General features: G+C 62.2%; 14 protein-coding genes. 13 read left to right on the top strand and 1 reads right to left on the bottom strand.

Going from position 1 to position 13,353, the window contains the following annotated elements; translation table 11 throughout:
- Positions 1–103 precede the first annotated feature (103 nt).
- From FHT75_RS10610 to FHT75_RS10550, 13 genes are all read left to right on the top strand, one after another.
- Positions 104–1,006, top strand: coding sequence for a carbohydrate ABC transporter permease (locus tag FHT75_RS10610; protein WP_047613136.1), 903 nt, complete (start codon positions 104–106; stop codon positions 1,004–1,006).
- Positions 1,003–1,830 carry a carbohydrate ABC transporter permease gene (locus FHT75_RS10605; protein ID WP_047613138.1) on the top strand — a complete coding sequence of 276 codons (828 nt, stop codon included), beginning with the start codon at positions 1,003–1,005 and terminating at the stop codon, positions 1,828–1,830. Before FHT75_RS10610 ends, FHT75_RS10605 begins: the two co-directional genes overlap by 4 nt.
- Positions 1,827–2,897, top strand: a complete 1,071-nt coding sequence (locus tag FHT75_RS10600; protein ID WP_097594784.1) for an ABC transporter ATP-binding protein — start codon at positions 1,827–1,829, stop codon at positions 2,895–2,897. Before FHT75_RS10605 ends, FHT75_RS10600 begins: the two co-directional genes overlap by 4 nt.
- A gap of 222 nt (positions 2,898–3,119) precedes the next feature.
- Entirely contained in the window at positions 3,120–4,142 is a 1,023-nt protein-coding gene (locus FHT75_RS10595; RefSeq protein ID WP_097594783.1) for a LacI family DNA-binding transcriptional regulator, read from the top strand.
- Between the two features lie 38 nt (positions 4,143–4,180).
- Positions 4,181–5,134 carry a substrate-binding domain-containing protein gene (locus tag FHT75_RS10590; RefSeq protein WP_047613141.1) on the top strand — a complete coding sequence of 318 codons (954 nt, stop codon included), beginning with the start codon at positions 4,181–4,183 and terminating at the stop codon, positions 5,132–5,134.
- Positions 5,131–5,952 carry an ATP-binding cassette domain-containing protein gene (locus FHT75_RS10585; protein ID WP_047613142.1) on the top strand — a complete coding sequence of 274 codons (822 nt, stop codon included), beginning with the start codon at positions 5,131–5,133 and terminating at the stop codon, positions 5,950–5,952. The genes FHT75_RS10590 and FHT75_RS10585 overlap by 4 nt, the downstream gene beginning before the upstream one ends.
- Positions 5,949–6,953, top strand: a complete 1,005-nt coding sequence (locus FHT75_RS10580) for an ABC transporter permease (RefSeq protein WP_097594782.1) — start codon at positions 5,949–5,951, stop codon at positions 6,951–6,953. The genes FHT75_RS10585 and FHT75_RS10580 overlap by 4 nt, the downstream gene beginning before the upstream one ends.
- Positions 6,954–6,957: 4 nt before the next feature.
- Positions 6,958–8,037, top strand: coding sequence for a phosphotriesterase (locus tag FHT75_RS10575; protein ID WP_097594781.1), 1,080 nt, complete (start codon positions 6,958–6,960; stop codon positions 8,035–8,037).
- 36 nt (positions 8,038–8,073) lie between these two features.
- The gene (locus FHT75_RS10570) at positions 8,074–8,847 is read left to right on the top strand and encodes a glutamine amidotransferase (RefSeq protein WP_097594780.1); all 774 of its coding nucleotides are present in this window, start codon (positions 8,074–8,076) and stop codon (positions 8,845–8,847) included.
- 35 nt (positions 8,848–8,882) lie between these two features.
- The gene (locus FHT75_RS10565; protein ID WP_097594779.1) at positions 8,883–9,725 is read left to right on the top strand and encodes a BtpA/SgcQ family protein; all 843 of its coding nucleotides are present in this window, start codon (positions 8,883–8,885) and stop codon (positions 9,723–9,725) included.
- A gap of 2 nt (positions 9,726–9,727) precedes the next feature.
- Positions 9,728–10,375 (top strand): TenA family protein, encoded by a 648-nt coding sequence (locus tag FHT75_RS10560; RefSeq protein WP_097594778.1) that lies wholly within the window; start codon positions 9,728–9,730, stop codon positions 10,373–10,375.
- A 23-nt stretch (positions 10,376–10,398) separates the two neighbouring features.
- Positions 10,399–11,292, top strand: a complete 894-nt coding sequence (locus FHT75_RS10555) for a ribokinase (RefSeq protein WP_047613152.1) — start codon at positions 10,399–10,401, stop codon at positions 11,290–11,292.
- Between the two features lie 97 nt (positions 11,293–11,389).
- The gene (locus FHT75_RS10550; protein ID WP_063476124.1) at positions 11,390–12,223 is read left to right on the top strand and encodes an inositol monophosphatase family protein; all 834 of its coding nucleotides are present in this window, start codon (positions 11,390–11,392) and stop codon (positions 12,221–12,223) included.
- 19 nt (positions 12,224–12,242) lie between these two features.
- On the opposite strand, the gene FHT75_RS10545 is transcribed toward FHT75_RS10550, so the two are convergent.
- The gene (locus tag FHT75_RS10545) at positions 12,243–13,322 is read right to left on the bottom strand and encodes an ABC transporter ATP-binding protein (protein WP_183844813.1); all 1,080 of its coding nucleotides are present in this window, start codon (positions 13,320–13,322) and stop codon (positions 12,243–12,245) included.
- Positions 13,323–13,353: the final 31 nt, after the last annotated feature.

Here is a 13,353-nt window from a genome sequence, read left to right as displayed (position 1 = left end):
CTTTTAACCGGATGAGCCTCGGTTCATCTCTTCATTTCCTCCCGGCAGGGGCCGTCTTCCGCATCATGCGCCAGGCGGCCCCGTTCGGAGTATCGGAGGACCCATGAAAAGGATCCTGATGAGCGTCAGGGACGGTCGCGGTTTCGATATCGTGCTGGTCGCTTTCCCGCTCGGCTTTCTGTTCCTGATGGCGGGGCTGCCGCTGATCTACAATGTCGTGATGAGCTTCCAGGAGGTCGACATGTTCAGCCTCGGGACCTTCTCGCGTCCCTTCGTCGGCTTCAAGAATTATACTGACCTCTTCGCGCAGCCGGAAACGCTGCCGATCCTCTACAACACCGTCATCTTCGTCACCGGCTCCATCGCCGGCCAGTTCCTGATCGGCTTCGGCCTGGCGCTGTTCTTCTGGGTCAATTTTCCCGGCGCCTCCTGGATGCGCGGCCTGTTCCTCGTCTCCTGGGTGATGCCCGGCCTCGTCGTCGGCGCCATCTGGAACTGGATTCTCTCGGGCGATTTCGGCGTGTTGAACTTCATCCTCAGGGAAAGCGGCATCATCTCCGGCAACATCTTCTGGCGCTCGGACCCGCATTATTCGCTCTATGCCGTCATCATCGCCAATATCTGGCTCGGCACTTCCTTCAACATGATCCTGTTGTCCGTCGGTCTCGCCGGCATTCCCGCCGATCTCTACGAAGCGGCCGAACTCGACGGCGCCAATATCTGGCAGCGCTTCTGGACGATCACGCTGCCGATGATGCGCTCGACCATCGGCGCGATCATCGCGCTCGGCCTGATCTTCACCCTGCAGCAGTTCGATCTCTTCGCCGCGATCACCTCGGGCGGGCCGAACAACTCGTCGAACGTCACCCAATACTGGGCCTGGGATCTCTCCTTCCGACAATACGACTTCGCCAAGGGTGCGACGATCTCCGTCATCATGATTGTCTTCGTCATGTTCGCCTCCGTCGTCTATGTCCGGTCCACACGCCACGAGGTACGCGGATGAATACGACCAACCGCGACCGCCTGATGCTCGCCATATCGGTCGTCATGGCGGCGATCTATCTCTTCCCGCTCTACTGGATGTACATCACCGCGCTGAAAAGCGGCTCGGAGATGTTCGCGACACCGCCGAGCTTCTGGCCAGCCGCGCCGCAATGGGCCACCTATGCCTATGTCTGGGAAAGCCGCGACATGGGCCGCTATCTCTGGAATTCTCTGGTGATCGCACTCGGCTCCATGGCGCTCATCACCCTGCTCGGGGTCGGCTGCGCCTATGTGCTCGCCAGATACCGCAATGTCTGGGTGGATATCGGCCTGTTCCTGATCCTGATGCTGCAGGTCTTGCCGGCCTCGCTGATGATCACGCCGATCTTCGTCGGCTTTTCGCAGATCGGCATGCTGGACTATCCAAGGCTTGCCGTCATCATCGCGGTCGCGGCAAAGAGCATGCCCTTCTTCGTCATCCTGGTGCGCGCCACCTTCATGAGCGTTCCCCAGGAGCTCGAGGAGGCGGCCCTCGTCGACGGCAATTCACGTGTCGGCGCTTTCTTCAACATCGTCCTGCCGCTTGCCCGCAACGGCATCCTGGTCAGCGCCATCCTGATCTTCATGCAGGCCTTCGGCGAATTCGTCTATTCGAAGTCGATGATCCAGGCGGTCGAGCTTCAGCCGGCAAGCGTCGGCCTCAATTCCTTCATGGGGCCGAACACCAACGAGTGGAACAACATCATGGCCTATGCCACGATGTATGTGACGCCGATCCTCGCCATTTTCGTTCTCTTGCAGCGCCGCATCGTATCCGGCCTCACCTCTGGAGCCCTCAAATGACCACGCAGATCGAGCTCAGAGGCGTCAACAAATATTACGGCGCCTTCCATGCCCTGAAGAATATCGACCTTTCGATCGCCAAGGGCACCTTCGTTGCGCTCGTCGGCCCGTCGGGCTGCGGCAAGTCCACGCTGCTGCGCTCGCTTGCCGGCCTCGAAAGCATTTCGACGGGCGATCTGAGGATCGCCGGCGAGTTGATGAACGGCGTGCCGCCGCGCAAGCGCGATGTCGCCATGGTCTTCCAGTCCTATGCGCTCTATCCGCATATGACGGTCGAGGAGAACCTGACCTACAGCCTGCGCATCCGCGGCATTGCCAAGACAGAGGCCAAGAAGGCCGCCGAGGACGTGGCGGCGACGACAGGTCTTTCACATCTGCTGAAGCGCTATCCGCGCGAGCTTTCCGGCGGTCAGCGCCAGCGTGTCGCCATGAGCCGGGCCATCATCCGCCATCCCAAGGCCTTCCTGTTCGACGAGCCCCTGTCCAACCTCGATGCTGCGCTGCGCGTCCACATGCGCAAGGAAATCCGGTCGCTGCACGACCGGCTGAACGCAACCTTCGTCTACGTCACGCACGACCAGGTCGAAGCGATGACGATGGCCGACCATGTGGTGGTGATGCGCGACGGCATCATCGAACAGCAGGGCGCGCCGCTTGATCTCTACGACCGGCCGGCGAACCGCTTCGTCGCCGGTTTCATCGGTTCGCCGGCGATGAATTTCATTCCCGCGATCGCTGCAGAAGACGGCAGGAACCTGATCCTGGATTTCGGCGCGGTGAAGCAAAAGCTTGCGATATCCCGCGCCATCGAACCCGGCCGCAAGCTCATCGCCGGCATCCGCCCGGAGCATATCGGCGTCGTCGCGCCCGGGCAGGGCAGTTTCGATATACCGATCGCCTTCGTCGAATCGACCGGCTCCTCGACCTTCATCGTCGCGGAGACCCAGCCGGAGCTGACGATCGTCGAAACGCGGCGCGACAGGGTCAAGGCGGGAGACACGATCGGCGTGTCGGTCGATCCGGATCAGATCCATCTCTTCGACGCCTCGACGGACCGTGCCATATAAGGGCAACAGCCGGCTGGAATTGTCATAAAATCGAACCGGGCACCACCGGCGCCCGGTTGCGCGACAAGCTCGACCCGACGATTGCCAACGAGGATCGCCGGTCGAGCTTCCATCGGTTTATAAGAAAACAGATCCCGCACAGTCATTGCTGTTGACAACAGCGAACATTCGATATTGTCTTGTAAAGCGTTTTACTAAACCGCTTTACAATAGGTCCAGTCAATGGCCAAGGGAACGACTCCAAGCTTGAAGGATGTTGCGGCCGCCGCCGGCGTGTCGGTCACCACGGTGTCCCGTTTCGTCAACGGAAGCCTCGATCTTCCCTTTCAGACGAAGAAGCGCATCGAGGATGCGATCCAGACGCTGAACTACCGACCGAACCCGCATGCGCGCCGCTTAAGCAGGGGCCGCTCCGACACGATCGGCCTTGTCGTGCCCGATATCGCCAATCCCTTCTTCTCGACCCTTGTCGCCGCCGTCGAGCAGGCGGCCGATGAAAGGAAACTCGCCGTCTCGCTGCATGCCACCCTCAATCGGCCGGGACGCGAGATCGAATATCTGCAGCTGATCGAGAGAAATCACGTCGACGGCTTGATCTTCATCACCAACCATCCGGATGACGGTGCGCTGGCCGCCCTCATCAACGGCACCGGCAAGGTCATCATCGTCGACGAGGACATTCCCGATTCGAAGGCGCCGAAGCTGTTCTGCGACAACGAGCAGGGCGGTTATCTCGCCGGCCTGCATCTGGCCGAGCAGGGTCATCGCCATGTCCTCTTCATTGGCGGCGACGAGCGCATGATCAGCGCCCGCAGGCGGTATGGCGGCCTGCTGAAGGCGCTCAAGGAGCGGCATGGCGGCGAGGCCAGAGCCGACCGCTATGCCGGCGAATATACGATCGAATACGGCCGGGCGGCGGCGCTCGACTATCTCTCGGGAGACCGAAAAGCGACGGCGATCTTCGCCAGCTCCGACGAGATCGCCATCGGGCTGGTCGAGGTCTTCAGAAGCCAGGGCGTCTCGATCCCTGATGACATCTCGGTCATCGGCTTCGACGATGTCGGCCCGCTTCATCTCTTTGCGCCACCGCTGACGGCCATCCGCCAGCCGGTGCGCCAGATCGGCCGGCGGTCGCTGGAGCTGCTTCTGGAAACCAATTGGCACGAGTGGAAACCATCCGCTTCCGAGGAACTGGTGCCTGTCGAAATCGTGGTGCGGAACTCCGTTGCGCCGCCTGCGAAATAACAATCAGCAACGTCAAAAAACCAAAAGAGGATGAGAACATGACATTGAATTTGACAAGACGAACGATGATCGCAGCCGCCAGCTTCACGGCATTGACCTTTATCGGCCTGTCCAGCGCCGCGGCACAGGAAAAGAAGACCATCGCATTGGTGCAGATCAACCAGCAGGCGCTTTTCTTCAATCAGATGAATGAGGGCGCCCAGAAGGCGGCCGACGCCGCCGGCGTCAAACTGGTGATCTTCAACGCCAACAACGAGACAACAGCGCAGAACAGCGCCATCGAAACCTACGTCCAGGAAAAGGTCTCCGGCCTTGCCGTCGTGGCGATCGACGTCAACGGCATCATGCCGGCGGTCAAGCAGGCCGCCGATGCCGGCATTCCGGTCGTCGCCATCGACGCCATCCTGCCTGATGGTCCGCAGAAGGCGCAGATCGGTGTGGACAATGCCGCAGCCGGCGCCGACATGGGCAAATACTTCCTCGACTACGTCAAGGCGAACATGGGCGGCAAGGCCAAGCTCGGCGTCGTCGGCGCGCTGAACTCCTTCATCCAGAACATCCGCCAGGAGGGCTTCGAGAAGACCCTGAAAGGCGTCGACGGCATCGAAATGGCCGGCGTCGTCGACGGCCAGAATATCCAGGACAACGCTCTTGCGGCGGCCGAAAACCTGATCACTGCCAATCCTGACCTGACCGCGATCTACGCCACTGGCGAACCGGCCCTGATGGGAGCGATCGCCGCCGTCCAGAGCCAGGGCAAGCAGGACAAGATCAAGGTATTCGGCTGGGATCTGACTGCCGAAGCCATTGCCGGCATCGATGCCGGCTTCGTTGTCGCGGTCGTCCAGCAGGATCCGGCGGCAATGGGCGGTGCCGCCGTCGACGCGCTCGTCAAGGCTTCGGCCGGCGAAGCCGTCACCAAGACGATCTCGGTGCCGATCACCATCGTGACCAAGGAGAATGTCGAGCCGTATCGGGCCGTCTTCAAATGATCGAAAGCGGACAGCGTGACATCGCTGCCGCCGGTTCCGGAGGGGTCGCATCCTCCGGAACCGGAACATCCGGCGGCCCCCGATCCGACCCGCGCATTTCGCTGCGCGGCATCCGCAAGTCCTTCGGTTCGCACCAGGCCCTGCGCGGCGTCGATCTCGACATCTTCCCCGGCGAATGCCTGGGGCTTGTCGGCGATAACGCCGCCGGCAAGTCGACGCTGACGAAAATCATCTCGGGAACCTACATTCCCGATGCCGGCACCATCACCATGGAAGGCGAGGAGGTTCGCTTCTCCGGTCCCGCGGATGCGCGCGGCAGAAACATCGAAATGGTGTTCCAGGATCTCAGCCTCTGCGATCATATCGATGTCGTCGGCAATCTCTTCCTCGGCCGCGAGCTCAGCCGCGGTCCGTTTCTCGACACCAGGACGATGCTGTCGGAAGCCCGCAAGATGCTGGATTCGCTTGAGATCCGTATCCCGAGACTGACCGGCAAGGTCGCCCAGCTCTCCGGCGGACAGCGTCAGGCGATCGCCATCGCACGCGCCGCCTCCTTCAAGCCGAAGGTGCTGATCATGGACGAGCCGACGTCAGCGCTTGCCGTCGCCGAGGTCGAGGCGGTTCTGGCCCTGATCAACCGCGTCAAGGCGAATGGGGTCTCGGTGATCCTCATCACCCACCGGCTGCAGGACCTCTTCCGGGTCTGCGACCGCATTGCGGTGATGTACGAGGGCACGAAGGTGGCTGAACGGCAGATCGGCAGCACCAACCTTGAGGATCTCGTTCATTTGATCGTCGGTGAAGGAGCCAGGCAATGACGGCTTATACGGAACGCGGCCATGGTTCGCGCGTCGCCGATTTCTTCGGCGAACATGCGCAGGTCCTGTCGATCGCCATCTTCTTCCTGGCCTGCATGATCTTCTTCTCGATCGGCAGTGAAACCTTCTTCACGCTCGGCAACATCCTGAACATCGTGCGGCAGGCGGCACCCATCCTGATCGTCGCCATCGCCATGACCTTCGTCATCATCACCGGCGGCATCGATCTCTCGGTCGGCTCGCAGGTCGCCCTCGTCAATGCGGTCGCGGCGATCATCATGGCGATGGGGGTACCCTGGCCATCCGTCGTCATCGGCATGCTCGTGCTCGGCGCCTTCATGGGGCTGGTCCAGGGCTGGTTCACCGCCTATCAGGGCATTCCCGCCTTCATCGTGACACTCGCGGGCCTCTCGATCCTGCGCGGCCTGGCGCTCTATCTGACCCAGGGCTATTCCATCCCGATCAAGGATGCGCCGGGCTTCTTCGCGCTCGGCCGGGGCGAGATCCTCAGCTTCCCGATTCCGGCGATCATCGCCGTCATCATCGCCATTCTCGGCTATGTCGTCATCACCGCGACCAAATATGGCCGGCAGGTCGTGGCGGTCGGCTCCAACATGGAAGCGGCGCGGCGTGTCGGCATGCCCGCCAAATGGATCATCGCCTCGGTCTATATCATCTCCGGCGTCGCCTGCGCGGTCGCCGGCCTGCTGATCGCCGCCCGGCTCGGTTCCGGCTCGTCCAATGCCGCTGTCGGCTTCGAGCTGCAGGTGATCGCTGCCGTGGTGCTCGGCGGAACGTCACTGATGGGCGGACGCGGCACCATCCTCGGCACCGTACTCGGCACGCTGACCATCGCCGTCATCGGCAACGGCCTGATCCTGATGCACATATCGCCGTTCTTCACCCAGATCGTTACCGGTGCCATCATCCTCGTCGCCATCTGGCTGAACACGCGCATCTTCACGGCCAATTTCCATTTCGGAATGCGCAGGAAAGGATGAGGCGATGAGCGAGCAGACAGCTGAGAGCCTCTCCGAAGCGCATATCCGATCCGGCAAGGTGATGACCGTCACCGGCCCCGTTTCGGCCGATGCGCTCGGCGTGACACTGATGCACGAGCATATCCTCAACGACTGCCGCTGCTGGTGGCATGCGCCGAAGACCCCGGAGCGTCAATATCTCGCCGAAAGCTTCGTCTGCATGGAGATCCTAGGCGAACTCCGGCAAGATCCCTTCGTCAACAAGCACAATATCACGCTCGACGACGAACATCTGGCGATCTCCGAACTCCAGGATTTCGCAACAGCCGGCGGCCGCACGGTGGTGGAGCCGACCTGCAAGGGCATCGGCCGCAATCCGCTGGCGCTGCGGCGCATCTCGAAAGCATCCGGTCTGAACATCGTGATGGGGGCGGGTTATTACCTCGGTTCCTCGCATCCGGAAGGCGTCGCGGCAATGGGGGTCGATGACATCGCGCGGGAAATTGTTCGCGAGGCGAGGGAAGGCGTCGACGGCACCGACGTCAGGATCGGCCTGATCGGCGAGATCGGCGTCTCCTCGGATTTCACCGCCGAGGAAGAGAAATCGCTGCGCGGCGCGGCGCGGGCGCAGGTGCTGACCGGACTTCCCCTGATGGTGCATCTGCCGGGCTGGTTCCGTCTCGGCCATCGCGTTCTCGACGTGGTCGCCGAAGAAGGGGCAAATCTCCGCCACACCGTGCTTTGCCACATGAACCCGTCGCATGACGACATCGCCTATCAGAGCGAGCTGGCGGAGCGCGGCTCCTTCATCGAATACGACATGATCGGCATGGATTTCTTCTATGCCGACCAGCAGGTGCAATGCCCGAGCGACGAGCAGGCGGCGCGCGCGATCGTGCGTCTCATCGAGGCTGGTTATCTCGACCGGATTTTGCTGTCGCACGACGTCTTTCTGAAGATGATGCTGACGCATTACGGCGGCAACGGCTACGCCTACATCCTTCGCCACTTCCTTCCCCGTCTTCAGCGCCACGGCATCGACAGGACGGTTCTCGACGAGATGATGCGCAGCAATCCGCGCCGCGTCTTTTGTGCCGGAGCCTAGCTCCACCAATTCAATCGATCACAGGTACGGCAGACCATGACAAAAAAAATCCTCCTTGTCGGCGAGAGCTGGGTCAGCTCCGCCACGCACTACAAAGGCTTCGATCAGTTCGGCAGCGTCACCTTCCATCTCGGCGCCGAACCGCTGGTCAAGGCACTCGCCGGCAGCGCCTTCGAGCTCACCTATATGCCGGCGCACGAGGCGGTGGAGAAATTCCCTTTCGAGATGACCGGGCTCGACGCCTATGACGCCATCATCCTCTCCGATATCGGCGCCAATTCGCTGCTGCTGCCGCCGGACGTGTGGCTGCACTCACGCACCGTGCCGAACCGGCTGAAACTTCTGAAGGCCTGGGTGGAGAAGGGCGGCGGCCTGCTGATGGTCGGCGGCTATTTCTCCTTCCAGGGCATCGACGGCAAGGCACGCTGGCGGCGTACCCCGGTCGAAGACACGCTGCCCGTCACGTGCCTGCCTTACGACGACCGCGTCGAAATCCCCGAGGGAACCGTCGCCGAAGTGGTGAAGCCTGAGCATCCGACGATGCGGGGTCTCGAAGGCGCCTGGCCGGTGCTTCTCGGCGTCAACGAGGTCGAAGTGCGCGACCGGGCCGATGTCGAGATCGTTGCACGCCTGCCTGACGATCAGGGCGGCCATCCGCTGCTCGTCCTCGGCACGCATGGTGCTGGGCGGACGGCCGCCTGGACCTCGGATATCGGCCCGCACTGGCTGTCGCCTGCTTTCTGCGAATGGGAAGGTTATGGCCGGCTCTGGAAAAACATCCTCGGCTGGCTCACCGAAAGGCAGGCGTGATGCCTGCACGCGGGACGAATTGGAAAGGGAATGACATGCAGGAAATTTCAGATAGGCCGTCCAACGCCATCCGGGACATCTTCGGCAGGGACAAGGTTCTGATCGGCATGATCCATTGCCCGGCCTTTCCGGGCGCCCCCCGCTACAGGGGTGCGGCAATGGACGCGATCTACGACGCGTGCATGCGCGACGCCGAAGCCTGCATGGAAGGCGGCCTGCATGGGCTGATCATCGAAAATCATGGCGACGTGCCGTTCTCGAAGCCCGAAGATATAGGCCCTGAGACGACGGGTTTCATGTCCGTCGTCACCGACCGGATCGCGCGCGCGGCCGGCATCCCGCTTGGTATCAACGTGCTGGCCAACGCGCCGATCCCGGCTTTCGCCATCGCGATGGCCGGCGGGGCCAAATTCATCCGCGTCAATCAATGGGCCAATGCCTATGTCGCCAATGAAGGTTTCATGGAGGGAAGGGCGGCCGAAGCCATGCGCTACCGCTCGCTGCTCAGGGCCGAGCATATCAAGGTCTTCGCCGACAGCCACGTCAAACACGGCAGCCACGCCATCGTCGCCGACCGCTCGATCCAAGAACTGACGCGCGACCTCGCCTTCTTCGATGCCGATGGCGTCATCGCCACCGGCCAGCGAACCGGCCATTCGGCGACGATGGAGGAGATCGAGGAGATCGGCGCCGCCACGCACCTGCCGCTGCTCGTCGGCTCCGGCGTCAACAAGGACAATATCGTCGATATTCTGAGCCGCACCAATGGCGTCATCGTCGCCTCTTCGCTGAAGCACGGCGGCGTCTGGTGGAACCCTGTCGACGTCGAACGCGTGCGGGCCTTTCGGGCAGCAGCCGAGCCAGGACTGGAGGGCTGAGCATGGCGGCAGAGAGCCTTTCGGCCCGCATCCTGCGCGAGAACGATGCCGTCTTCCGCGCGATGCTGAACCACCGCTTCGTCGAAGACGTCAAGAACGGCACGTTGAGCAGGGAGGCTTTCGAACGGTACCTCGTATATGAAGGCGCCTTCGTCGACAGCGCCATCTCGATCTTTGCCTATGCGGCGGCGACCGCCAAGACGATGGCGCAGAAGCGCTGGCTGATCGCGGTTCTCGACGCGCTTGCCAACGAGCAGATCAGCTATTTCGAACGCACCTTCGTCAGTCGCGGCATCGATCCCTCGTCCTTCGACACCGGCATCGCCGAGGTCGAGGCCTTTCGCGCCGGAATGTTGGAGATCGCCCGCCGAGGCGGCTTCCTCGACACCGTCGCGGCGATGTTTGCAGCCGAGTGGATGTACTGGACCTGGTCGAAGGAAGCCGCCAATTGCCCGATCGGCGATCTGCTGCTGAAGGAATGGGTCGACCTGCATGTCGATCCGAATTTCGCCGCCCAGGCGCAATGGCTGAAGAATGAACTCGACATGGCAGGAGAAACGCTGGAAGAGGATGAAAAAGCGCGGCTCAGCGCGATCTTCGGCCGGGCGATGCAGCTCGAGATCGATTTTCACGATGCGCCTTACCTTTAGCTTCACCTTGCGAAAGCAGATGCATGCGCGCCTACATAGTCGGTAACGTCGCCATCGACGAAACCATCGCCGTTTCCGAACTTCCCGTCATCGGTGCCTCCATCCTTGGTAATGCCGGTGGCAGCGATCTTGGCGGCAAAGGCACGAACCAGGCTGTTGTCATGGCCCGCTGCGGCGTTCCGACAACGCTGGTGGCGCCTATTGGCAGGGATGCGCGGGCCGATACGATCCGCCATTACCTCGCCGACGAGCCGCTTCGGAGTGAACTGATCGAAATGGACGGTGTATCGAGTGATGTCTCGATCATCTTCCGGCTGCCCGGCGGCGAAAATGCCATCGTCACGACGACGGAATCGGCGCAGAGCCTGTCCCTCTCCCATGTCAGGCGGATCCTGTCGACGGCCCGTCCCGGCGATCTGATGATGCTGCAGGGCAATCTGTCCGACCAGACGACCCGCGACATCCTCGAACATGCAAGAGCGATCGGCATGGTCACCGCCTTCAATCCCTCGCCGGTGCGTTCCTATTTCTCCGATCTCTGGCACCTCATCGACATCGCCTTCCTCAACAAGGGTGAGGCACAGGCTTTGACGGGAACGACAGGTGGGGATGCTGCCCAATATCTGCTCGGCCGGGGTCTGCGTGAAATCGTCCTGACGCTGGGCGGAGACGGCGCGACGCTCGTGAACCGGAACGGCAGCATCGACGTGCCGGCCCGCGCCTGCGATGTTGTGGATACGACGGGTGCGGGCGATACCTTCATGGCCGCAGCCCTGGCATCCTGCGCGTTGCGCGATCAGCGGCTGGACAGGCTGGCCATCGAGCACGCGGCCGCAGCCGCAGCCATCACCGTCTCAAGGCATGGAACGAGAAAGGCGTTTCCGACCATTTCCGAGCTTGAAGCGATCCTGAGATAACCGCCCCGCTATGGCGGGCAGCTTCATAAAACCATCATCAGCCTCTGCGAAGGGATGGGCTTCTCGCGATTCCCTCCGTTACATCCGGACATTCCCCATGACATCACTCTCAATTTCCGCGCGTCTTTCCCCGACTGCCTCGTCCCGCCTCGTCGTGCTTGCCGAAACGGCATTGAAGGCGGGCGAAACCGCCCGCGGCTCGTTGCGGCGGCGGACATCCCAGGAAATGCTCGCCAAGGCGCCGCGCGACTATCAGACTGAAATCGATGTGGCCGTCGAGCGGATCATCGTCGACGAGATGACGATAGCCTTCCCGGACTATGCCATCCAGGGCGAGGAAGCCGTCGGCAACCGCACGGCCGCTCCGGAGACGCCGATCATCTATATCGACCCGATCGACGGCACCACCAATTACGCCTGGGGCATTCCGCATTTCGGCATGACGATCTCGATCGTCGAAAACGGCAGGCTGGTCATGGGCGTCGTCTATGACGCCATGCAGGACGAACTCTTCAGCGCCGAAATCGGCGGCGGCGCCTATCTCAACGGCGAACGCATCCGCTGCGCCAATGTCGGCGACATCGAGAACGTGCTTGTCGGCGCCGGCCTGCCGATCCCCGGCCAGGTCAAGGCGGTTGCCGAAGACACCTATTTCGACGCCATCAAACGCCTGATGGCCAACACGGCAGGCGTGCGCCGCCTCGGCTCGGCGGCGCTGTCGATCGCCTATGTCGCCTGCGGCCGTCTGGACGGGTTCTTCGAAGACGGGCTCGCGATCCATGATTTCGGCGCGTCAGCGCTGCTGGTCGAAGAGGCGGGCGGCATCGTCACCCGGTTTTCCGGGACCGAAATCGACGGGCGAGGCGATATACTGGCTGCCAGCAAGGCGCTGCACCCCTGGCTACTGGAAGGTTTCCAGAGCAAGGCGTGAACCTGCGTATTCCAGCGGTTCAAACCCGCTGGAGCGCCTCGATCTCGGCTTTGGCGGCGGCCGGCATCGACTGATGGGCAAGTTCATTGTCGCGGAAGACAAAAAAGCTGGCGAGGCGCGGTTCGACCCTCATCCCGGCCCGGATCCGATCGTCCGGCGCCACCATCGCCTTCAGGCGGGTGCCGTCGGCAAGATCGACATCGACCATCTTGTGGGTGCCGAAATCGACGATGCGATGGACAGTCGCGGCCTCCGCCCGATCCGAGGGACGGATCGTCAACGCTTCCGGGCGGGCTGCCAGCGTCACCGGCCCATCCTCGATGGGGATTGCAAGCGGGAAGAGCGGATGTTCGCAGACCCCATTTCTGGTGCGCCCCTGGACGAAATTCATCGAGCCGATGAAGCCGGCGACGAAAGCGGTCTGGGGCTGCCGGTAGATGTTGCTCGGCGGCGCAATCTGTTCGGTGCGCCCATCGCGCATGACGACGATGCGGTCGGCGAGCGCCAAGGCTTCATCTTGGCCGTGGGTGACGAAGAGCGTGGTGATGCCGAGGCGCTGCTGGATATCTCGCACCTCCTCCCGCAGCCTTTCGCGTAAGTGCTGGTCAAGGCTGGCGAAGGGCTCGTCGAGCAAAAGGATCTTCGGCTCGAGCACCAGCGAGCGGGCAAGGGCGACACGCTGCTGCTGGCCGCCGGACAATTGCGTCGTCATCCGCCTGCTGTAATCGGCAAGGCCGACCAGCGCCAATGCGCTCTCGACACGCTCGCGGATTTCCGCCTTCGGCAGCCGGCGCAGCTTCAGGCCGAAGGCGATATTGTTGAAGACATCCATATGCGTCCAGAGCGCATGGCTCTGGAACACCATGCCGGTCGGGCGCCGCTCGGGCGGCAGCGTCGTCACATCCTTCGCGTCGATGCGGATCGTCCCGCCGCTTGGGCGCTCGAAGCCGCCGATCATTCTGAGCAGCGTCGACTTGCCGGAGCCGGATGGGCCGAGCAGGCAGACGAGTTCGCCGTCGCCGACTTCGAGCGAGAAGTCGCGAACGGCAAAACTGGTCCCGAACAGTTTCGAAACGCCCTCGATCGCCAGATGTGCCATTCTCAAACCCTTCCCTGGACTGACGCGTGGT

Origin of the sequence: Rhizobium sp. BK112 (genome assembly GCF_014193215.1) — a bacterium.
Taxonomy (GTDB): Bacteria; Pseudomonadota; Alphaproteobacteria; order Rhizobiales; family Rhizobiaceae; genus Rhizobium; species Rhizobium anhuiense.
Note: the sequence above shows the minus strand (reverse complement) of the source record. Positions and strands in the feature narration are given on the sequence as shown.

Excerpts from the sequence above, each read along its gene's own strand:
- FHT75_RS10595 (WP_097594783.1), top strand. The coding sequence starts at position 3,120 with ATGGCCAAGGGAACGACTCCAAGCTTGAAGGATGTTGCGGCCGCCGCC.
- FHT75_RS10590 (WP_047613141.1), top strand. The coding sequence starts at position 4,181 with ATGACATTGAATTTGACAAGACGAACGATGATCGCAGCCGCCAGCTTC.
- FHT75_RS10600 (WP_097594784.1), top strand. The coding sequence starts at position 1,827 with ATGACCACGCAGATCGAGCTCAGAGGCGTCAACAAATATTACGGCGCC.
- FHT75_RS10550 (WP_063476124.1), top strand. The coding sequence starts at position 11,390 with ATGACATCACTCTCAATTTCCGCGCGTCTTTCCCCGACTGCCTCGTCC.
- FHT75_RS10610 (WP_047613136.1), top strand. The coding sequence starts at position 104 with ATGAAAAGGATCCTGATGAGCGTCAGGGACGGTCGCGGTTTCGATATC.
- FHT75_RS10565 (WP_097594779.1), top strand. The coding sequence starts at position 8,883 with ATGCAGGAAATTTCAGATAGGCCGTCCAACGCCATCCGGGACATCTTC.
- FHT75_RS10575 (WP_097594781.1), top strand. The coding sequence starts at position 6,958 with ATGAGCGAGCAGACAGCTGAGAGCCTCTCCGAAGCGCATATCCGATCC.
- FHT75_RS10570 (WP_097594780.1), top strand. The coding sequence starts at position 8,074 with ATGACAAAAAAAATCCTCCTTGTCGGCGAGAGCTGGGTCAGCTCCGCC.
- FHT75_RS10555 (WP_047613152.1), top strand. The coding sequence starts at position 10,399 with ATGCGCGCCTACATAGTCGGTAACGTCGCCATCGACGAAACCATCGCC.
- FHT75_RS10580 (WP_097594782.1), top strand. The coding sequence starts at position 5,949 with ATGACGGCTTATACGGAACGCGGCCATGGTTCGCGCGTCGCCGATTTC.
- FHT75_RS10605 (WP_047613138.1), top strand. The coding sequence starts at position 1,003 with ATGAATACGACCAACCGCGACCGCCTGATGCTCGCCATATCGGTCGTC.
- FHT75_RS10545 (WP_183844813.1), bottom strand. The coding sequence starts at position 13,322 with ATGGCACATCTGGCGATCGAGGGCGTTTCGAAACTGTTCGGGACCAGT.
- FHT75_RS10585 (WP_047613142.1), top strand. The coding sequence starts at position 5,131 with ATGATCGAAAGCGGACAGCGTGACATCGCTGCCGCCGGTTCCGGAGGG.
- FHT75_RS10560 (WP_097594778.1), top strand. The coding sequence starts at position 9,728 with ATGGCGGCAGAGAGCCTTTCGGCCCGCATCCTGCGCGAGAACGATGCC.